At 60.1% G+C, this 19,996-nt stretch carries 17 protein-coding genes; 11 read left to right on the top strand and 6 right to left on the bottom strand.

What is annotated here, in order from left to right; translation table 11 throughout:
• Positions 1-91: 91 nt before the first annotated feature.
• Complete coding sequence (locus tag HU759_RS07960; protein ID WP_170040888.1) at positions 92-463, bottom strand: colicin E1 family microcin immunity protein; 372 nt, start codon at positions 461-463, stop codon at positions 92-94.
• Positions 464-1,021: 558 nt separating this feature from the next.
• Here HU759_RS07960 and HU759_RS07955 point away from each other — a divergent pair.
• Positions 1,022-1,312: a DUF3077 domain-containing protein gene (locus HU759_RS07955; protein ID WP_017137258.1), complete on the top strand. Its 291-nt coding sequence runs from the start codon at positions 1,022-1,024 to the stop codon at positions 1,310-1,312.
• A 179-nt stretch (positions 1,313-1,491) separates the two neighbouring features.
• On the opposite strand, the gene HU759_RS07950 is transcribed toward HU759_RS07955, so the two are convergent.
• Both HU759_RS07950 and HU759_RS07945 read right to left on the bottom strand, forming a co-directional pair.
• A complete protein-coding gene (locus HU759_RS07950; protein WP_138454419.1) occupies positions 1,492-1,806 on the bottom strand; it encodes an amidase in 315 nt (104 codons plus the stop codon).
• Positions 1,803-2,885: a serine hydrolase gene (locus tag HU759_RS07945; RefSeq protein WP_186618396.1), complete on the bottom strand. Its 1,083-nt coding sequence runs from the start codon at positions 2,883-2,885 to the stop codon at positions 1,803-1,805. Before HU759_RS07945 ends, HU759_RS07950 begins: the two co-directional genes overlap by 4 nt.
• 185 nt (positions 2,886-3,070) lie before the next feature.
• Here HU759_RS07945 and olsB point away from each other — a divergent pair, with 185 nt between their 5' ends.
• Together olsB and HU759_RS07935 are read left to right on the top strand one after the other, a co-directional pair.
• Positions 3,071-3,826, top strand: a complete 756-nt coding sequence (gene olsB / locus HU759_RS07940) for an L-ornithine N(alpha)-acyltransferase (protein ID WP_017137255.1) — start codon at positions 3,071-3,073, stop codon at positions 3,824-3,826.
• Complete coding sequence (locus tag HU759_RS07935) at positions 3,826-4,617, top strand: lysophospholipid acyltransferase family protein (protein ID WP_017137254.1); 792 nt, start codon at positions 3,826-3,828, stop codon at positions 4,615-4,617. The genes olsB and HU759_RS07935 overlap by 1 nt, the downstream gene beginning before the upstream one ends.
• Before the next feature lie 113 nt (positions 4,618-4,730).
• On the opposite strand, the gene HU759_RS07930 is transcribed toward HU759_RS07935, so the two are convergent.
• Positions 4,731-5,315 (bottom strand): ACP phosphodiesterase, encoded by a 585-nt coding sequence (locus tag HU759_RS07930; protein ID WP_017137253.1) that lies wholly within the window; start codon positions 5,313-5,315, stop codon positions 4,731-4,733.
• A 154-nt stretch (positions 5,316-5,469) separates the two neighbouring features.
• On the opposite strand from HU759_RS07930, the gene HU759_RS07925 reads away from it, so the two are divergent.
• The 3 genes from HU759_RS07925 to HU759_RS07915 are packed head-to-tail and all read left to right on the top strand — an operon-like array spanning position 5,470 to position 8,063.
• Positions 5,470-5,796 (top strand): helix-turn-helix transcriptional regulator, encoded by a 327-nt coding sequence (locus tag HU759_RS07925; RefSeq protein ID WP_017137252.1) that lies wholly within the window; start codon positions 5,470-5,472, stop codon positions 5,794-5,796.
• Positions 5,797-5,809: 13 nt separating this feature from the next.
• Positions 5,810-6,976 carry an MFS transporter gene (locus tag HU759_RS07920; RefSeq protein ID WP_186618394.1) on the top strand — a complete coding sequence of 389 codons (1,167 nt, stop codon included), beginning with the start codon at positions 5,810-5,812 and terminating at the stop codon, positions 6,974-6,976.
• A 31-nt stretch (positions 6,977-7,007) separates the two neighbouring features.
• Positions 7,008-8,063 carry an alkene reductase gene (locus HU759_RS07915; RefSeq protein ID WP_170040890.1) on the top strand — a complete coding sequence of 352 codons (1,056 nt, stop codon included), beginning with the start codon at positions 7,008-7,010 and terminating at the stop codon, positions 8,061-8,063.
• 106 nt (positions 8,064-8,169) lie between these two features.
• Here HU759_RS07915 and HU759_RS07910 read toward each other — a convergent pair whose 3' ends face one another.
• Positions 8,170-9,339: an IS4 family transposase gene (locus tag HU759_RS07910; protein ID WP_099549335.1), complete on the bottom strand. Its 1,170-nt coding sequence runs from the start codon at positions 9,337-9,339 to the stop codon at positions 8,170-8,172.
• A gap of 382 nt (positions 9,340-9,721) precedes the next feature.
• Positions 9,722-10,354, bottom strand: a complete 633-nt coding sequence (locus tag HU759_RS07905) for a TetR family transcriptional regulator (RefSeq protein ID WP_017137249.1) — start codon at positions 10,352-10,354, stop codon at positions 9,722-9,724.
• A 265-nt stretch (positions 10,355-10,619) separates the two neighbouring features.
• Here HU759_RS07905 and HU759_RS07900 point away from each other — a divergent pair, with 265 nt between their 5' ends.
• From HU759_RS07900 to HU759_RS07880, 5 genes are all read left to right on the top strand, one after another.
• On the top strand, positions 10,620-11,768 hold the full coding sequence (locus tag HU759_RS07900) for an efflux RND transporter periplasmic adaptor subunit (RefSeq protein ID WP_017137248.1): 1,149 nt from the start codon (positions 10,620-10,622) through the stop codon (positions 11,766-11,768).
• Positions 11,769-11,771: 3 nt separating this feature from the next.
• Positions 11,772-14,933 (top strand): efflux RND transporter permease subunit, encoded by a 3,162-nt coding sequence (locus HU759_RS07895; protein ID WP_017137247.1) that lies wholly within the window; start codon positions 11,772-11,774, stop codon positions 14,931-14,933.
• A complete protein-coding gene (gene adeC / locus HU759_RS07890) occupies positions 14,930-16,387 on the top strand; it encodes an AdeC/AdeK/OprM family multidrug efflux complex outer membrane factor (protein ID WP_017137246.1) in 1,458 nt (485 codons plus the stop codon). Before HU759_RS07895 ends, adeC begins: the two co-directional genes overlap by 4 nt.
• A gap of 164 nt (positions 16,388-16,551) precedes the next feature.
• Positions 16,552-18,249, top strand: coding sequence for a molecular chaperone HscC (locus HU759_RS07885; RefSeq protein ID WP_017137245.1), 1,698 nt, complete (start codon positions 16,552-16,554; stop codon positions 18,247-18,249).
• 11 nt (positions 18,250-18,260) lie between these two features.
• The gene (locus HU759_RS07880) at positions 18,261-19,946 is read left to right on the top strand and encodes a J domain-containing protein (protein WP_169985448.1); all 1,686 of its coding nucleotides are present in this window, start codon (positions 18,261-18,263) and stop codon (positions 19,944-19,946) included.
• Positions 19,947-19,996: the final 50 nt, after the last annotated feature.

Genomic DNA, 19,996 nt, shown 5'->3' with positions numbered 1-19,996 from the left:
TGCTTGCGCCGGGGTGCGAAGCGCGCCCAAAACGCGGGGCCCAACAACTAGAGGTTCCGTTCTCAGAAAGCAGAGGCCGCGCGAACGGGCACTATTTTTTCAGCCACAACCACAGCCCATAGAAGACGCCAAGCGGAATGGCAAAAACGAAATAAAACATCCATAGCAGTGTGTGACCACCATTCGATGCGGCGGTCTGTAGGGGATGTGTCGCCCAAAATTCTTTTCCAGTAAAACGAAAGACAACGTTTTCGACTGCACGCCTGGCCAGCGGGAACAACAGCGCATTAACCCCGCAGATCAAAATATAGATCGCGGCCTTTTCGCTTGATTTGAAACCGTAGACGCTCATGCAAAAAATAAACAACGCAATAATGAAGCTTTTTAAATAATAGTTTTTCTCCAGGCCCATTCGCGTTCTTATCATCCTGAAGTATTTTTCGGCCTTGCGCCCCAGCGTCATAAGTCTCCTTTTATGCCTGTTAACGGCCGACGTGTGTGGGGTCGGCCGCGGGCAAGGTTACTACAGGGGCGCGCGCTGGAAACACAGCACCCGGCAAGTTTCAAGGCAACAACCGACACTTCTGCCGCTGCGCATAACCCTGTGGCGAGCAAGCTTGCTTGCGCTGGGGTGCGAAGCGCCCCCAAAAAGCCGGTGACTGCTGCGCAGTCAAACGGGACGGTACGGCGATCCGACAAGCGCCCTCGCCACACAACGCAGATTGCGGACAGCTATTGGCCACCGGTTGCGACGGCGCGTGCATAGGGTTAACCTCGCCTCCGTCGCTGCTCATCAGCGACCGGGCCTGGAAACCCGACGCTTAAGGACGCTACAGCGTCGTCAAACAATCAGCAGGCGCTTTTTTTATGCCTGCAGATTGTGCTTTTTGGCGGCTGTACGTGGGAGACCTTCGGGTCTGCCGGGTTCCTTTTGCCTCGGTTTCCAGCCCGCGTACAGTTGCCACCCTTCGCCTGGAAACGTTAGTGGCAGCTCTTTTTGTTCATGCAAAAGGATTCAGTTATGACTAACGCCACATCAGCCGAAACCCTCGGCGCCGCCACCTTCGCAGACTGCGGAGAAAACAAAAGCCACCTGAAACTCTTCCGCGTCAACGCCGGGGTTCCGCTCGTAGAAGCCCTCGAACACGCATCCCACGTGCTCTATTACGCAAAAATGCTCTCCCTTGAAGCCGCCATGGACCCCAAGGCGGAGAAGTTTGCATTCGCCTCGCATTACCTGGGGGAAATGGGCAAGGCGATCATCGATGACCTGTTGCTGGCCTTGCAGCCTGGCAGCCCAACCCCGCAGTAAGTCGTCCGCGCCCGGTGCAGTGCATCGGGCGCCTGTCCGGACTGCCTCATTTCCCAAGATCAGCACAAATCCATGTGGGAGCTGGCTTGCCTGCGATAGCGGCCGGTCAGTCAACATCACTGTCGCCTGTGCCGCCACCATCGCAGGCAAGCCAGCTCCCACAGAGAATCTTTGGTGTGTCAGGGGCTGAGGCGGCAGCCTTGGCGGTCGCCTAGCCAGCGCGCTGTATGCGTGCGCCCTAAGCCGCTTGCCGTGACTTCACTGCGTTCCGGCGAATCAGTGAACGCACTGGTCGGCACATACTGCTTCACATACCCCAGGCAATAGTCCGCCGGGTTGTTCTCCACATACCGGCACGAGCAATACTCCTTGGCCGTGTACGCCGCGATGATGTCTGGGAAGGCTTGCAGGTTGACGCGTTCGTGCCACACCCAGCCCGACAGGGCGAGCAACAGCAGCAAAAACACGCTGATAAACGGATGACGACGGATCATGGTTGCACCGCCGCCAGTACGCGCTTGAGCAGTTCGTTGTGACGGTAAGTGCCGTCACGGTCATCGCCGTAGCGCACGATCACCAGGTGTTCGTCGGGCAGCACATAGAGCGCCTGGCCCCAGTGGCCGAGGGCGGCGAAGGTGTCGGCAGGCGCATCGGGCCAGGGTCTTGGGGCACCTCGTACGTCGAGGTTGAGCCACCATTGCCCGCCGGGGACGGCGTCGTCCTGGCCGGCCTTGTATTTATCGAATGGCTGGCGGTTGAAGGCGACCCACTCTTTAGGCAGCAACTGCTGCTCTCCCCAACGACCGTCGCGCGCCATCAGCAGGCCGACCCGCGCCAAATCGCGAGCGGTGAGGTAGGCATAGGACGAGGCGACGAAGGTTTCGTCGGCGTCGGTTTCCCAGGAGGCGTTGTGAATGCCCAGCGGCTTGAACAGCGCGTCCCACGGGTAACTCATATAGGCCTTGTGGCCGAGCATGCCTTTAAGGGCGGCGGACAGAATATTGCTGTCGCCACTGGAATAACGAAAGGCCTGGCCCGGTGCGGCGGCGGCCTCGGTGGCTGCGGCAAACTCGGCCATATCGCTGCGGCCTCGGGTGTAGAGCATCGCCACCACCGAGGATTTCAGCGGGGCGTATTCGTAGTCTTCCTGCCAATCCAGGCCCGAGGCCCAGTGCAGCAGGTCGGCCATGGTGACTTTGGGGTGCTGTTTCATCGGCGGGTAAAAACGCGCGGCCGGGTCATTCAGTTTGAAGCGATTTTCGCCGTAGGCCACGCCGAGCACAGTGGCCATCAAGCTTTTGCTCACCGACCAGGTCAGGTGCGGCGTGCTGGCGGTGGTGGGCGCGTCGTAGCGCTCGTAAACGATCACGCCATCGCGGATCACCAGCAGCGCGTCGGTGCGGATGCCTTTACGAGTGGCGTCGTCACGGGGTGGAAAAGCATAGGCATTCAGTGCATCGACCGCCGGGCCTTCGAGCGGCGCGCCCTTGGCCCATTCCTTGTCCGGCCAGGTGTCGGCGTGGGCGGCAGCGGTGACTAACAGCAGGGCAACGCACAACAGGCCTCGGACCATGGACGCAAACTCAAGGGGGCTTTCAAGCCCGCGAGCCTAGCCCAGGCGCATGACAGATTTGCGACAGGAAGGCCTGTCATCCAAGCGTCACCATAACTTCATGGAGCTGACACCGAGCCTACATAGCCTGAGTTTGGACAAACAAGTCGACCGGCCGGTAAGTGGCCGGCACTCGGAGATTCGCCATGACTCAGATCGCCCGCATCAGCGACACCGGCAATGAACGCCGTCTGCAAGCCGAACGCCTGGTTGGCGCCAAGGCTTTGCAGGAAGCCCAGGCCCTGCGTTTCAACGTGTTCAGCGGCGAGTTCAACGCCAAGCTGAAAGGCGCGGAACAGGGTCTGGACATGGATGACTATGATGTTCACTGCAGCCATATAGGCGTGCGGGATTTGAACAGCGGTCGACTGGTGGCCACCACCCGTTTGCTCGACCACCAGGCCGCCAGCACCTTGGGCCGGTTCTACAGCGAAGAAGAATTCAGCCTGCATGGCTTGCTGCATTTGCAAGGCCCGATCCTGGAGATCGGCCGCACCTGCGTCGACCCGGCCTATCGCAATGGCGGCACCATCGCGGTGTTGTGGGGCGAGTTGGCCGAAGTCCTCAACCAGGGCGGTTACAGCTATCTGATGGGTTGCGCGAGCATCCCGATGCACGACGGCGGCATCCAGGCTCACGCGATCATGCAGCGCCTGCGCGAACGCTACCTGTGCAACGAGCACCTGCGCGCCGAACCGAAAAAACCACTGCCGGCGCTGGACCTGCCGTCCAACGTCATCGCGGAAATGCCGCCGCTGCTCAAAGCCTATATGCGCCTGGGTGCGAAGATCTGCGGCGAGCCGTGCTGGGATGAAGACTTCCAGGTGGCCGATGTGTTCATCCTGCTCAAGCGCGATGAGTTGTGCCCGCGCTACGCCCGCCACTTCAAGGCGGCCATGTGATGAGCCGCCTGCGCGTGTACGGGCGCATTGCCCGGGTGCTGCTGGTGGTGGCGCTGGGGTTGAGCATGGCCAGTGTGTTTGGTGTATTCGAACGCATGGGCATTGCCAACTCGATGGTGCGGCGCCAGCGTTGGTCGCGTTTTTTTATGGCACGGCTGACTAACGCCCTGCCCTTTCGCGTGACGGTACACGGTGAGTTGCCGACGCAGCCGATGCTGTGGGTAAGCAATCACGTGTCCTGGACCGACATTCCGCTGCTCGGCGCGGTGGCGCCGATGTCGTTTTTGTCCAAGGCCGAAGTGCGCACCTGGCCGGTGGCCGGCTGGTTGGCGGCCAAGGCCGGCAGCTTGTTTATTCGCCGCGGCTCAGGCGACAGCCAGTTGATCCGCAAGCAGATGACTCGCCATCTGGAGCAACAGCATCCGCTGCTGATGTTCCCCGAAGGCACCACCACTGATGGGCGCAGCCTGCGTACGTTCCACGGGCGTTTGCTGGCCAGTGCGATTGATGCGGATGTGTCGCTGCAACCGGTAGCGATTCGTTATTTGCGTGATGGGCAGGTGGATGCGTTGGCACCTTTTATTGGCGATGACGATTTGCTCTCGCACCTGATGCGTCTGTTCAGTAATGACCAGGGTGATGTGGAGATTCATGTGCTCCAGCCGATTGCCTGTGCCGGGCAGGAACGTGCGGCGCTGGCGTATCAGGCGCAGCAGGCGGTGCAGAAAGCGTTGTTTGGGCCGTTGCCGGAAGTTGAGCAGGTGGCGGCTCGACCTGCATTTGCGGCCTGAGATGAACTGAACACCGGTTCAAATGTGGGAGCTGGCTTGCCTGCGATAGCAGTCTGTCAGTTGAAAGAGATGTGGCTGCCCCACCGCTATCGCAGGCAAGCCAGCTCCCACAGTTAGATCTCAGTAGTCAGTTGGAGCTGTGCAAACTTCTGTAGCTCTGGATAAAACAACCGAAAATCTTCACTCAACGGCTCATACAAAACCCGCAACTCCTGCATCGCATGGCCCAATTCCTGGGGCTGTGTCAGGCGCCGCGAGATCCCCCGCAACACCTGCTCCATCACCGCAAACTCGCGGTACGAACCCAGCCAATCATCCGCCGCCATATACGGCGCAATCTGCGCCAGCCGCCCCGGCAGTTGCGGCTCGGCCGCCAGCACGCGGTACACCTGCGCAGTGAAGCGTTCCAGCGGCTGCTCGGCGTACAGCGCCCAATCCCGCGCCAGGCAGTGGTCGAAAAACACATCGAGGACAATCCCGGCGTAGCGCTTGCGGGTCAGGCTGAAGCGTGACAACGCCTCATCCACCAGCGGGTGGCTGTCGGTAAAGCGGTCGATTGAGCGATGCAACTGAATCGCCGACTCGATTTGCGGGCTGAACTGGCCTTGCAGGCGGCCTTTTACAAAGTCGCCATACAGGCTGCCGAGCAATTGAGCAGGAAGTTGGCCGCCCAGGTGCAGATGTGCGAGATAATTCATGCCGCGCAGTCTACCACTGCCGATTACGTATCGTTATAACCCGATATACCGAAATAGCCTGATCTCAGATCAAAATCATATTGGTATATCGGGATAGACCGATTTAAAGTTCGCCTCATCGCGATATAACGCTGTACGAAACCGAGCAACCGCCATGTCCATTGACCTCGACGAAATAATAAAAGCCCTGGCACACCCAGTACGACGAGACATCCTCACCTGGCTGAAAGACCCGAAGGTGCAGTTTCCCGAGCAAGTGCACAACCACGAATACGGGATCTGTGCCGGGCAGATCGACCAGCGCTGCGGCTTGTCGCAGTCGACCGTGTCGGCCCATTTGGCCACCTTGCAACGCGCCGGGTTGATCAGCAGCCAGAAGGCCGGGCAGTGGCATTTTTTCAAACGCAACGAGGCAACCATCCAGGCCTTCCTCGCGGCGCTCATCACCGAACTCAGTGCTGACGAAAACGCAGCGCTGTAACAAGGAAACGCCAATGCCCCTCTCGCTACTCATACTGGCCCTCAGCGCCTTCGCCATCGGCACCACCGAGTTCGTCATCATGGGCTTGCTGCCCGATGTGGCGGCGGACCTGGGCGTGTCGATCCCCGGCGCCGGCTGGCTGGTCACCGGCTACGCCCTGGGCGTGGCCATCGGCGCGCCGTTCATGGCACTGGCCACCGCCAAGCTGCCACGCAAGGCCGCCCTGGTAGCGTTGATGGGCATCTTTATTGTCGGCAACCTGCTCTGCGCCCTGGCCAGTGACTACAACGTGCTGATGTTTGCCCGTGTGGTCACCGCGCTGTGCCACGGTGCGTTCTTCGGGATCGGTTCGGTGGTAGCGGCCAACCTGGTGCCGGCCAACAAACGGGCTTCGGCCGTGGCCTTGATGTTCACCGGTTTGACCCTGGCCAACGTGCTCGGCGTGCCGCTGGGTACCGCACTGGGACAGGAAGCCGGCTGGCGCTCGACCTTTTGGGCGGTGACGGTGATTGGCGTAGTCGCCTTGATCGGTCTGATCCGCTTCCTGCCGGCCAAGCGTGACGAAGAAAAACTCGACATGCGCGCCGAACTGGCCGCGCTCAAGGGCGCCGGCATCTGGCTGTCGCTGACCATGACTGCGTTGTTCGCCGCGTCCATGTTCACCCTCTTTACTTACGTCGCACCGCTGCTCGGCGATGTCACCGGCGTGTCGCCCAAAGGCGTGACCTGGACCCTGCTGCTGATCGGCCTGGGGCTTACCGTCGGCAACATCATTGGCGGCAAGCTGGCGGACAAACGCCTGGCCGCCACCCTGATCGGCGTGTTCATCAGCATGGCAGTGGTCTCCACGGTGTTGACCTGGACCAGCGTCGCGGTGATCCCGACGGAAATCACCCTGTTCCTGTGGGCCACCGCTTCGTTCGCCGCCGTACCGGCGCTGCAAATCAACGTGGTGACCTTCGGCAAGGCCGCTCCAAACCTGGTGTCCACCTTGAATATCGGCGCCTTCAACATCGGCAACGCGCTCGGCGCCTGGGTCGGCGGCAGCGTGATTGCCCACGGTTTCGGCCTGACCAGCGTGCCTTTGGCCGCGGCGGCCCTGGCGATTCTGGCCCTGCTGGTGACCCTGATTACTTTCCGTCAGAGCGGCGATGCCGACCTGGCCCCTGTGACCAACTGATCAATCCACTTAAAGAGAAGGGTGTTTTCCCATGACGACTATTTTCGATCCGATCAAACTGGGCGACCTGCAATTGTCCAACCGCATCATCATGGCGCCGCTGACCCGCTGCCGCGCCGATGAAGGCCGCGTACCCAACGCGCTGATGGCCGAGTACTACGTGCAACGCGCTTCCGCCGGGCTGATCTTAAGCGAAGCCACCTCCGTGACGCCGCTGGGCGTTGGCTACCCGGACACACCGGGTATCTGGTCCAACGACCAGGTTCGCGGCTGGGCCAATGTAACCAAGGCTATACACGGCGCGGGCGGCAAGATTTTCCTGCAATTGTGGCACGTGGGCCGTATCTCCCATGAGTCGTACCTCAACGGCGAAACCCCGGTGGCACCAAGCGCCATCCAGCCTAAAGGCCACGTCAGCCTGGTTCGCCCGCTGGCCGACTACCCGACGCCACGCGCCCTGGAAACCGCTGAAATCGCCGACATCGTTGACGCTTACCGCGTCGGCGCTGAAAACGCCAAGGCCGCAGGCTTTGACGGCGTGGAGATCCATGGCGCCAACGGCTACCTGCTCGACCAGTTCCTGCAAAGCAGCACCAACCAGCGCACCGACAACTACGGTGGCTCCCTGGAAAACCGTGCTCGCCTGCTGCTGGAAGTGACCGACGCCGCCATTGAAGTCTGGGGCGCCGGCCGTGTGGGTGTGCACTTGGCACCACGCGCCGACTCCCACGACATGGGCGACGACAATTTGGCGGAAACCTTCACCTACGTCGCCAGCGAGCTGGGCAAGCGTGGCATCGCCTTCATCTGCTCCCGTGAAAAAGAAGCCGGCGACAGCCTCGGTCCACAACTGAAAAAAGCCTTCGGTGGCCCGTACATCGCTAACGAACGCTTCACCAAAGACAGCGCCAACGCCTGGCTGGCGGCCGGCAAGGCCGATGCAGTGGCCTTCGGCGTGCCGTTCATTGCCAACCCGGACCTGCCGGCGCGCCTGAAGGCCGATGCGCCGTTGAACGAACCGCACCCGGAAACCTTCTACGGCAAAGGCCCAGTGGGTTACATCGACTACCCCACGCTGGCGCTGTGATGTAATTCGCTGAAACGAAAAAGCCCCGGTTCGCAGGAACCGGGGCTTTTTTTCGGCTGATTGATCGTTCCCACGCTCTGCGTCACTAGTGTCCGGTAAACATGTTTCATAGCTGAAGGCTGCCTTGGGCAGCCTTCAGCTTTTCTCGCTCCTGCCTTCGTCGATCCCTCAACTCTGGCGTCGCGGGCCGTTCGTGCAGGACATGAGATATGCGAACCGTCAGCTCAAACAACGAACCGGTAAATTCTGAGCGACGATGGTAAAGGTGCAATAACAAGTAGCTGATCAAGGCACTGTAAATCTGCAGACGCACGGCGTTTTCAGAGAATGCGTAGAAGCGTTTGAGTTTCAGATGTTGCTTGACCCACTTGAAAAACAGCTCGATCTTCCAGCGATCTTTGTACAATCCCGCGATTTCTTCGGCTGATCTTACGAAGTCATTGGTCACCAGGATTAACGGCGTGGCGTGTCCCTCGCGTTCTACCACCACGCGTCTTGCCGGCGTTTCTCGGTAGTCATTAAGACGCTTGCCGCCTAGATGCTTTTTTCCGAACAGGATGACTTCGTCGGTCATGACGGGGCTTTGCTCGGCTGCGATCGAGTGCTTGTGCAGCACTTTGATATTGGCGTTTTTTTTCAGGCGGGTGACGAAAAAGGCTCCTTTGGTCTGCAACTGGTGCCACCAGTTGTAATCGCAATATCCCTTGTCAAAGACATACGTCATGCCGACCTGAATCGGCATTTCCAGCGCATCGCTCAGGTCGTTGACGTTGGCAGGAGTGATGTTGACGTACACCGGGGCCAACTGCGCCAAATCTAGTCCGACATGTACTTTCAGGCCCTGCGTGATGCGGGTTTTCGTGGAGGCTGTCCAGTCATCAAAGTGAGGTCCGCGCAAAGTGATTGACGTGGAATCAAGCAGGCTAATCATGGCACCGACTTCTTTGCGCTGCTGGCGGCTGATGCCGCTCAACAGCAATTGGCAAAGATCCTGGAATGGCCGGTAGTTTCGCTTGTTCAAGGCATCTGACAGGGTCGATCGGGCGACGGGCCCCGCTTTAAGATGGTAACTATGCGGACTTAGCGTTTCGGAAAAAGTGGCCAAGGACCGCAGGCTTAAAGCTTGGGTTATATGGCCGCTGACCAGTGTCACCAGCAATTGCCAGCTCGTGCAGCGTTTGACGTAGCGATCAGCCTGGTGCTTTTCGGTGGATTGCCGAAAGAACTGGCGCGGGATCGCACTGAGTAGGTGGGCTAAACGGGTACTGGTAAACATGGGTCAAAATCGAGTCTGAAAAATCCGATTATGACTGACAGTCGCGAACAACAAGGGGGAGCAAGCTCCCCCTTTGGTTTTTACCGGACACTAGTGACGCTCTGCGTGGGAATGCCGCCCTGGACGCTCTGCGTCTGCCCCTAAAGCGTGACGCGGAGCGTCACAGGATGCATTCCCACGCGGAGCGTGGGAACGATCGCACAGTAGCTGGGAAACACTCCTTCACAGCCTTGCAACAATATCGCTACAAAATACTTAGGCGGCTACCTATCAACCGCCCGCCAGCCCGTATATAAAGTCACCCCGCAAATCCTGCGAAGGGACGATTGACTGTCTCTGGACTTTACTGTTGACACAACTGGATGCAATTACGCATTTTGTCTTAATTGCGTAGGCTAGGGCTCAAGCGCAGCATGTCCAGCCCTGCGTCAACCCAGCGTTCGGCGTCCTGATGCAACTGGAAGCTGTCGGGGACTAGTAGCCATTGGCCAATCAGGCCGTGAATATAGGCATGAATGCACACCGCGCCACGCGTGGTGTCGAGGTTTTCCGGAAGTTGCCCGCGATGGACCGCGTTGCGCAGTGTCAGGCTGATACGCAGGTTGCACTCCAGGCTATGGGTCTGGCGTTGGCGCCGCATGTCGCACATTTCATCGGTGAACTCGCACTTATGAAACAGGATTTCGTTGATGCGCCGGGTTTTCGGGTCCAGGGCCACTTGATGATAAAGATGGATCAACAGCTTGCGCATACAGCCCAGCGGGTCGACTTCATCCTCGCTTTCACTGGCCCGGGCCAATTCGTCCAGGGGTTCGTGCAGCGTGTCGAGCAGTGCCTGGAGCAAATCGGACTTGTTACTGAAATGCCAATAGATAGCCCCGCGCGTCACCCCGGCCAACGCGGCGATGTCCGCCAGCGTGGTGCGCGCCACACCGCGTTGATAAAAGGCTTGCTCGGCGGCGTCGAGAATCTGGCTGCGCGTTTCCTGAGCTTCCTCTTTGGTGCGACGAACCATGGCAGTAAAACCTCAATCAGGACACTTTGGATGGTGCTTGAGCAACATCTGAATAATTGTGGGACGACGTCGTCTTGGACGCCGAACGTACTAAAATCGAGGCTTTGGCGCTTGCTTTGTCAACAATCCGCGAAGCCTGTCAAGAGTTTACAAACAACCGTGAACGTAAGTATATTGCGTAGCAAGCTACTTATCCACTCACGGCTTGTTTTTTACCCTTCCACACTTCTTGTGCGCATTTTGCGCGCCTGACCCGAGGATCTTCATGCAACTTAAGCCAGCTGTTACCGCTCTGGTCACTGCCGTCGCCCTGGCATCGCTGCTCAGCGGATGTAAAAAGGAAGAAGCGGCTCCGCCCGCTCAAACCCCTCAGGTCGGCGTGGTCACTATTCAACCGCAAGCCTTTACCCTGACATCCGAGCTGCCAGGCCGCACCACTGCCTACCGCATCGCGGAAGTTCGTCCCCAGGTGAACGGCATCATTCTCAAGCGCCTGTTCAAGGAAGGCGGCGACGTGAAGGAAGGGCAACAGCTCTACCAGATCGACCCGTCGGTGTATGACGCCACCCTCAAAAGCGCTCAAGCGAAACTGACCCAGACCAAGTCCATCACCGACCGCTACAAGCAACTTGTCGATGAGCAAGCCGTCAGCCGTCAGGAATACGACACCGCCGTGGCCAACCGCATGACGGCTGAAGCCGACGTGCAAACCGCCCAGATCAACGTGCGCTACACCAAAGTGTTCGCGCCGATCTCCGGGCGTATCGGTCGTTCTTCGGTCACCGAAGGCGCGCTGGTCAGCAATGGCCAGGCCGATGCCATGGCCGTGATCCAGCAACTGGACCCGATCTACGTCGACGTCACCCAGTCTTCGGCAGAAATGCTGAAACTGCGCCGCGACCTCGAAAGCGGCCAGCTGGAAAAAGCCGGCGACAACGCTGCCAAGGTCAAGCTGACCCTGGAAGACGGCACCGCCTACGCCCAGGACGGCAAGCTGGAGTTCTCCGAAGTGTCGGTGGACCAGACTACTGGCTCCGTGACCCTGCGCGCGGTGTTCCCCAACCCTGACCACACCCTGCTGCCGGGCATGTTCGTCCACGCCCAGCTGCAAGCCGGTGTGAACAGCAAGGCCATCCTGGCACCTCAGCAAGGCGTGACCCGTGACCTCAAGGGCATCCCGACTGCGCTGATCGTGAACAAGGACAACAAGGTCGAGCAGCGTCAACTGGTTGCCAACCGCACTGCCGGCGCCTACTGGCTGGTGGAAAAGGGCCTGGATGCCGGTGACCGCGTGATCACCGAAGGCCTGCAGTTCATCAAGCCGGGCATCGAAGTCAAGGTTAAAGACGCTGACAACGCCAAACCCGCCGGCACTGCCGCAGCGCCTGCTGCCGATGCTGGTAAAGGGGAGTAATCCATGTCGAAATTTTTTATCGACCGTCCCATTTTCGCCTGGGTAATTGCCCTGGTGATCATGCTGGTCGGGGCACTCTCGATCCTGAAGTTGCCCATCAACCAATACCCGGCCATTGCGCCGACCGCCATCGACATCCAGGTGACCTACCCAGGCGCGTCCGCACAAACCGTGCAGGACACCGTGGTGCAGGTGATCGAACAACAGCTCAACGGTATCGACAACCTGCGTTATGTCTCCTCGGACAGTAACTCCGACGGCAGCATGACCATCACCGTGACGTTCAACCAGGGTACCAACCCGGATATCGCCCAGGTCCAGGTACAGAACAAGCTGAACCTGGCGACCCCACTGCTGCCGCAAGAAGTGCAGCAACAGGGTATCCGCGTGACCAAGTCGGTGAAGAACTTCCTGATGGTGATCGGTCTGGTGTCGGAAGACGGCAGCATGACCAAGGACGACCTCTCCAACTACATCGTGTCCAACATCCAGGACCCGATCTCCCGTACCGCGGGGGTGGGTGACTTCCAGGTGTTCGGTTCGCAGTACGCCATGCGTATCTGGCTCGACCCGGCCAAGCTGAACAACTACCAGCTCACGCCAGTGGACGTCAGCAATGCCATCAAGGCCCAGAACGTGCAGGTGGCCACCGGCCAATTGGGCGGCCTGCCTGCCCTGCCCGGCACCCAGCTGAACGCCACGATCATCGGCAAGACGCGCCTGCAAAGCACCGAGGAATTCGCCAAGATCCTGATGAAGGTGAACACCGACGGCTCGCAGGTTCGCCTGGGTGACCTCGCACGCATCGAACTGGGCGGCCAGAACTACAGCATCAGTGCGCAGTTCAACGGCAAGCCGGCTTCGGGTATGGCGATCAAGCTGGCGGCCGGTGCCAACGCACTGGACACCGGCAAGGCCATCCGCGAAACAGTGAAGTCCCTGGAGCCGTTCTTCCCGCCTGGCATGAAGGCGGTGGTGCCATATGACACCACCCCGGTAGTGACCGAATCGATCTCCGGTGTGGTTCACACCCTGGTCGAAGCGATCGTGCTGGTGTTCCTGGTGATGTTCCTGTTCCTGCAGAACTTCCGTGCCACCATCATCACCACCATGACCGTACCGGTGGTATTGCTGGGTACCTTCGGGATCCTGGCGGCGTGCGGTTTCACCATCAACACCCTGACCATGTTCGGCATGATCCTGGCCATCGGCTTGCTGGTGGACGATGCCATCGTCGTGGTGGAAAACGTCGAACGGGTGATGGCCGAGGAGCACCTGTCGCCCAAGGAAGCGACGATCAAGTCCATGGGCCAGATCCAGGGCGCCCTGGTGGGTATTGCCCTGGTACTGTCGGCGGTACTGCTGCCGATGGCGTTTTTCGGTGGTTCCACTGGTGTGATCTACCGGCAGTTCTCCATCACCATCGTTTCGGCGATGGCCTTGTCGGTAATGGTTGCCCTGATCTTCACCCCGGCTTTGTGCGCCACCATGCTCAAGCCGATTGATCCGGAAAAACACGGCCAGCCCAAGCGCGGCTTCTTTGGCTGGTTCAACCGCACCTTCGACCGTGGCGTACTCAAGTACGAGCGCGGCGTGGGCGGCATGATCAAGCACAAGATTCCGGCATTCCTGGTGTATGCGCTGATCCTGGCCGGCATGATCTGGATGTTCACCCGTATTCCAAGCGCGTTCCTGCCTGAGGAAGACCAGGGTGTGATCTTCGCCCAGGTGCAGACTCCGGTCGGTGCTTCGGCTGAGCGCACGCAAAAAGTCGTCGACGACATGCGCGCCTTCCTGCTGAACGACAAGGAAGGCGAGCCAGGCGAAGGCAAGGCGGTGAAGTCGGTGTTTACCGTGAACGGCTTTAACTTCGCCGGTCGTGGCCAGAGCTCGGGGCTTGCATTCGTGATGCTCAAGCCGTGGGATGAGCGTGACTCTACCCAATCGGTGTTCGAAGTGGCCAAGCGTGCCCAGGGTTACTTCTTCGGGGCCTTCAAGGACGCCATGGTCTTCGCCATCGTGCCGCCTTCGGTACTGGAGCTGGGTAACGCCACTGGTTTCGACGTGTTCCTGCAAGACCAGGGTGGCGTCGGCCACGACAAGCTGATGGCTGCACGTAACCAGTTCCTGGGTGCGGCGGCACAAAGCAAGGTGCTGGCCGGCGTACGTCCTAACGGCGTGAACGACGAGCCGCAGTACGAGCTGACCGTTGACGACGAGAAGGCCAGTGCCCAGGGCATCAGCCTAGCGGATATCCAGCAGACACTGGCCATTGCCTTGGGTGGCAGCTACATCAACGACTTCATCGACCGTGGTCGCGTGAAAAAGGTGTATGTACAAGGTGACGCCGCCAGCCGCATGTCGCCGGAAGACCTGGACAAATGGTACGTGCGCAGCAACGACGGGAAAATGGTGCCGCTGTCGGCCATCTCGTCGGGCAAGTGGATCTACGGTTCGCCCAAGCTTTCGCGCTACAACGGTGTAGCGGCGATGGAAATCCTCGGTACCCCGGCACCTGGCTACAGTACCGGTGATGCAATGGCCGAAGTCGAACGCATTGCCAAAGAACTGCCGGCCGGTGTTGGTTATGCCTGGACAGGCCTGTCGTACGAAGAGCGCCTTTCCGGCTCCCAGGCGCCAGCGCTGTACGCACTGTCGCTGCTGGTAGTGTTCCTGTGCCTGGCGGCACTGTACGAAAGCTGGTCGATCCCGATCGCGGTGATTCTGGTGGTACCTTTAGGGGTGATCGGTGCGTTGATCGCCACCAGCCTGCGCGGCTTGTCCAACGACGTGTTCTTCCAGGTGGGCCTGTTGGTGACGGTGGGCCTGGCGGCGAAAAACGCCATCCTCATCGTGGAGTTCGCCAAAGAGCTGCATGAGCAAGGCAAAGGCATCGTCGAGGCGGCTATCGAAGCGTCCCGCATGCGTCTGCGCCCGATCATCATGACCTCGTTGGCGTTCATGCTCGGCGTATTGCCGCTGGCGATCTCCACGGGCGCCGGCTCAGGCAGCCAGCATGCGATCGGTACCGGCGTGATCGGCGGTATGATCACGGCCACTGTGCTGGCGATCTTCTGGGTGCCGCTGTTCTACGCAACTGTATCCGCCGCTGGCGAACGCAAAAAGAAAGACACTACTGAAACTCCTAAAGAGGCTGGCCAATGAGCAAGTCGCTACTTTCCTTAGCCGTCACCGCATTCGTGCTCAGTGGCTGCTCGCTGATCCCTGACTACCAGCGCCCTGAAGCGCCGGTAGCAGCCCAGTTCCCGCAGGGGCCGGCGTACTCGTCGGCCCAGGCGCCGAGCCAGGCCGCTGCCGAGCAAGGCTGGAAGCAGTTTTTCCATGACCCTGCCCTGCAACAGCTGATCCAGACCGCGTTGGTCAACAACCGTGACCTGCGTGTCGCTGCCCTGAACATCGACGCTTATGCGGCGCAGTATCAGATCCAGCGTGCCGACCTGTTCCCGGCGGTTTCGGCCACCGGCAGCGGCAGCCGCTCGCGCACCCCGGCCAAGTTGTCACAGACCGGCGAATCGAGCATCTCCAGCCAGTACTCGGCCGGCCTGGGTATCAGTTCGTATGAGCTGGACCTGTTCGGCCGCGTGCGCAGCCTGAGTGAAGAAGCGCTGCAAAAGTACTTCGCCACTGAAGAAGCGCGGCGCAGCACCCAGATCAGCCTGGTGGCCAGTGTGGCGAATGCCTACCTGACCTGGCAGGCCGACAAGGAACTGCTCAAGCTGACCCAGGACACCCTCGGCGCGTTTGAGCAGAGCTTCAAGCTGACCTCGCGCAGCAACGAAGTCGGCGTGGCCTCGGCCCTCGACCTCAGCCAGGCACGCACCTCGGTGGAAAACGCCCGTGTTCAATTGGCGCGCTATACGCGTCAGGTGGCACAGGACGAAAACAGCCTGACCCTGTTGCTGGGCACTGGCCTGCCAGCCAATATCACCAGCAAGCCGCTGTCGGATGACCTGCTCAGCGAAGTGCCTGCCGGGTTGCCCTCGGACCTGCTGCAACGTCGTCCCGACATTGTGCAGGCCGAGTACAACCTCAAGGCCGCCAACGCCAATATCGGCGCGGCCCGTGCTGCGTTCTTCCCGAGCATCAGCCTGACTGCCAGCGCCGGTACCGCCAGCCCTACCCTGGGTGGCCTGTTCAAAGGCGGTTCGGGCACCTGGTCGTTTGCCCCGCAGATCAACATCCCGATCTTCAACGCCGGTAGCCTGCGCGCAAGCCTGGACTACTCGAAGATCCAGAAAGAGATCAACGTGGCCAACTACGAGAAGGCGATCCAGACCGGCTTCCAGGAAGTCTCCGACGGCCTCGCCGCCCGCGAGACCTACAAGCAGCAGCTGGATGCTCAGCGCGGCTTCGTTGCGGCCAACCAGGATTACTACCGCCTGGCCGAGCGTCGCTACCGCATTGGTGTCGACAGCAACCTGACCTTCCTCGACGCCCAGCGCCAACTGTTCAGTGCCCAGCAATCGCTGATCACCGACCGCCTGGCGCAGCTCAACAGCGAGGTCAACTTGTACAAGGCCCTCGGCGGCGGCTGGAACGAGCAGACCGCGAAGAACGAGCCGTTGAAAGAAGAAGCACCGGCGCTGAAGTTGTTCTGATCGTGCTGATGTAGATAAAACCGCTTCCCTTACCGGAAGCGGTTTTTTTTTGCCATGTCGTTAATCAGCGCGAATCAAAGGTGGGCGCTGGCTTGCCTTCCCTTCAACCTTTCAGGGTAAAATTAGTAACAGATTCTTACAGACCACAGAGGGAGCTTGTCGTAATGATCGTAGGAATCGACCTGGGGACGACCAATAGCCTGGCCGCCGTGTGGCGCGGCGATGCGGCCGAAATGGTGCCCAATGCGCTTGGCCAGTTGCTGACCCCCAGCGTGGTCGGCCTGGATGATCAAGGCCGTATCCTGGTGGGCCAAGCCGCCAAGGAACGCCTGCATACTCACCCACTCCTGACCACGTCGCTGTTCAAGCGCTACATGGGCAGTGCCACCGAAGTGCGCCTGGGCGACCGCTCGTTCCGCCCCGAAGAGCTGTCGGCGCTGGTCCTCAAAAGCCTCAAAGAAGACATCGAGCGCACCTACGGCCAAACCGTCACCGAAGCAGTGATCAGCGTGCCCGCCTACTTCAGCGACGGCCAGCGCAAAGCCACGCGCATTGCCGGTGAACTGGCGGGGCTCAATGTTGAAAAACTGATCAACGAACCCACCGCCGCCGCCTTGGCTTATGGCTTGCACCAGCGTGACAAGGAAACCTCGTTCCTGGTGTTCGACCTCGGCGGCGGCACCTTTGACGTGTCGATCATCGAGCTGTTCGACGGTGTGATGGAAGTACGCGCCAGCGCCGGCGACAACTTCCTGGGCGGCGAAGACTTCGACACGTTGTTGCTGGAACACTTCGTCGACAGCCAGCGCAATGCCCAGGGTTTCCCGCCCACCAGCAGTGTATTGCAAGCCCTGCGCCGCGAAGCCGAGCGCGTGCGCAAAGCCTTGGGTCAGGACGACAGCGCCGAGTTCGCCCTGCGTATAGATGGCCAACAGTGGGTCACAACCATCACCCAGGCCGAACTCGCCAAGCTCTACACGCCGTTGTTGGAACGCCTGCGCGCACCGATTGAACGCGCCCTGCGCGACGCACGGATTCGGGTCGGCGACCTCGATGAAATCCTGCTGGTCGGCGGCACCACGCGCATGCCGCTGGTGCGCAAACTGGCCGCAGGTTTGTTCGGGCGTTTCCCGTCCATCAGCCTCGACCCGGACCAGGTGGTCGCCCACGGCGCGGCGATCCAGGCCGCGCTCAAGGCCCGCTCGGCGGCGCTGGAAGAAATCGTGCTGACCGACGTCTGCCCCTACACCCTGGGTATCGAAACCTCGAACCAGTACGGCGGCCATATCGAGAGCGGGCATTACCTGCCGTTGATCGAACGCAACAGCAGCGTGCCGGTGAGCCGGGTCAAAAGCGTGGTCACGCTCTACGACGACCAGCCCCGCGTGCTGCTGAAAATTTACCAAGGCGAAAGTCGCCTGGTGAAAGACAATATCGAACTGGGCCAGTTGGAAATCCCCGTGCCCAAGCGCAAGGCTGGCGAAGTCTCGCTGGACGTGCGCTTCACCTACGACAACAACGGTTTGCTCGAAGCTCAGGTGAACATTCCGCTGACCGGCGAGCAGCACTCGCTGGTGATCGAGAACAACCCCGGCGTGCTCAGCCCGCAAGAGATCCAGCAACGCCTGCAAGCGTTGGCATTGTTGAAAATTCACCCGCGCGACCAGCAGGTCAACACCGTGCTGACCGCCCGCCTCGAGCGGCTCTACCAGGAAAACCTCGGCGAATTGCGTGAGCAACTCGGACACTGGGCCGCGCAGTTCCAGCAAGTGCTCGACACCCAGGACGAACGCCGCATCCGTGAGGCCCGCAGCGAGCTGACCCGACAACTTGAGCAACTCGATAACGGGTTCTGGCGCTGAAGGAAATCCACATGGACTGTTGGACAGTGTTGCAACTGGCAGACGATGCCGACGAACGGACCATCAAGCGCACCTACGCGCGACTGCTGAAAAGCTGCCGCCCGGACGATGACGCCGAGGGTTTCCAGCGCCTGCGCGAGGCCTATGAACAGGCGCTGAACATCGCGCGCTGGCGGGCCGACAACGAGGAAGTGGAAACCGTCGAGGCGCCGATGGCCGAACAGGCACACGGCAATCTCAACGATCTGGCTGAACTGATGGACGTTCGCCCCTTGAGTCCTGCGTCGTTCGAACCGCCCATGGCGAAAAACGCGTATGACCTCGCCGAGCTGATGAACATCAGCCCACTCAGCCCCGCCGCGTTTGAAGCGCCAAAGCCCGACCCGGCCCACGCGCTGCTCGCCGGCGTGAACCTGCACAACCTCGATGAACGCTGGGCCCAGGCCCAACAGCAGAGCTGCGAAGAAACATTCCAGGCCGGCCTGCTGCGCCACTGCTTTGAAGCCCCCGGCGAGCGCAGTGCAATTGCCGGTTGGGCGATGCAACACCTGGAATGGCTGACGCCCTGGCAACAGGTGGTGATGACCCCGTGGCAGCACGAAGCCCTCACCAGCGAGCTGCTGCAGGACTACCGCCGCACCTTGCAGGAACTGCTGGAGCAAAAGGCCGAGCGCGAGTTCATCACCCAACTGACGCACTACAACGAGCAAGCCTGGCTGCGGGTGTTCGATCAGCAGCAACAGTGGCAGCGCATTATTCTGCAACTGCTGCACGACACCCAATGGAGCGTGCCGCTGTTTGAACGCGTGTGCCAGGCCTTTGGCTGGGACGACCAGAAAGGCGTGTACCCGGAACCTGAGTGGATGTGGCGTGGCTTGGTGTCGCGTTGCGAGCAGGAAAGCTTTTATATCAACCTCCAAGACAAAGCCCAGGACACCCGGCGCACCAGCGCCGACGCCCTGGCCGCGCGCTTGTTGCTCACGCCCATGACCGCCACCCAACAGATGAGCATCATCGGCACGTTTGGCCAAAACGAATGGAACGCCTGCCAGCATCTGGGCGAAACCCTGACCTGGCGTTATCCGCAGTTGATCGAACGCCTGCCCCAAAGCGACCTGTTCTTCTGGCGCAAATTCGTCCCACGACCGATTTACGTCCAAGTGCTTATCCGGCTCTGGGCGATCTTTGCCTTGGCCGCTGTCCTGAACCTCGCTCACGTTCAAACCGAAGAGCTGGACTTCGGGGTCGTACTCATCTTAGTGGTATTGGCGATCTTGCCGGCCGCGGTTTTCTTTCGGATCACGCAGGTGTGGGTCTGGATGAGTTCGTCCTTTATGGTTGCGGACCTGTGGCTGAGCCAGTATTTGATCCCTAAGCGCGTCAACCCCAACCAGTATTGGCTGGTGTTACGCCACGGCATCCCGCAATTGGCCATGCTCGTGGCGTGCGGGCTGATGCTGGGGATTCTGGGGGCGATTACTTATGCCGGGATGCTGCTGATCAACCTGCTGCACAGCAAACGCATCGGCCACATGGGTGAGAAAAGCCTCAACTATCCGTGGCTCAATGGTCTGCATTGGGCCTTCTGGAGCCCGCTGCAAGTGGTATTCCTGGTGGTGATGGTGGCGGTGATCATCGTCGCGCAGCATTACCTGCCAACTGTGCCATGGACACATATCGACCTGCCAAAACGGTAACAAGAAGATCGGGCCTGAGCGTAGTGCGCTGGCCCGCAACTTGCGTTCGA

The organism is Pseudomonas sp. OE 28.3, assembly GCF_014268205.2.
Lineage (GTDB): Bacteria > Pseudomonadota > Gammaproteobacteria > Pseudomonadales > Pseudomonadaceae > Aquipseudomonas > Aquipseudomonas edaphica.
The sequence above is the reverse complement of the archived record's forward strand: the minus strand, read 5'-3'. Positions and strand labels throughout refer to the sequence as shown.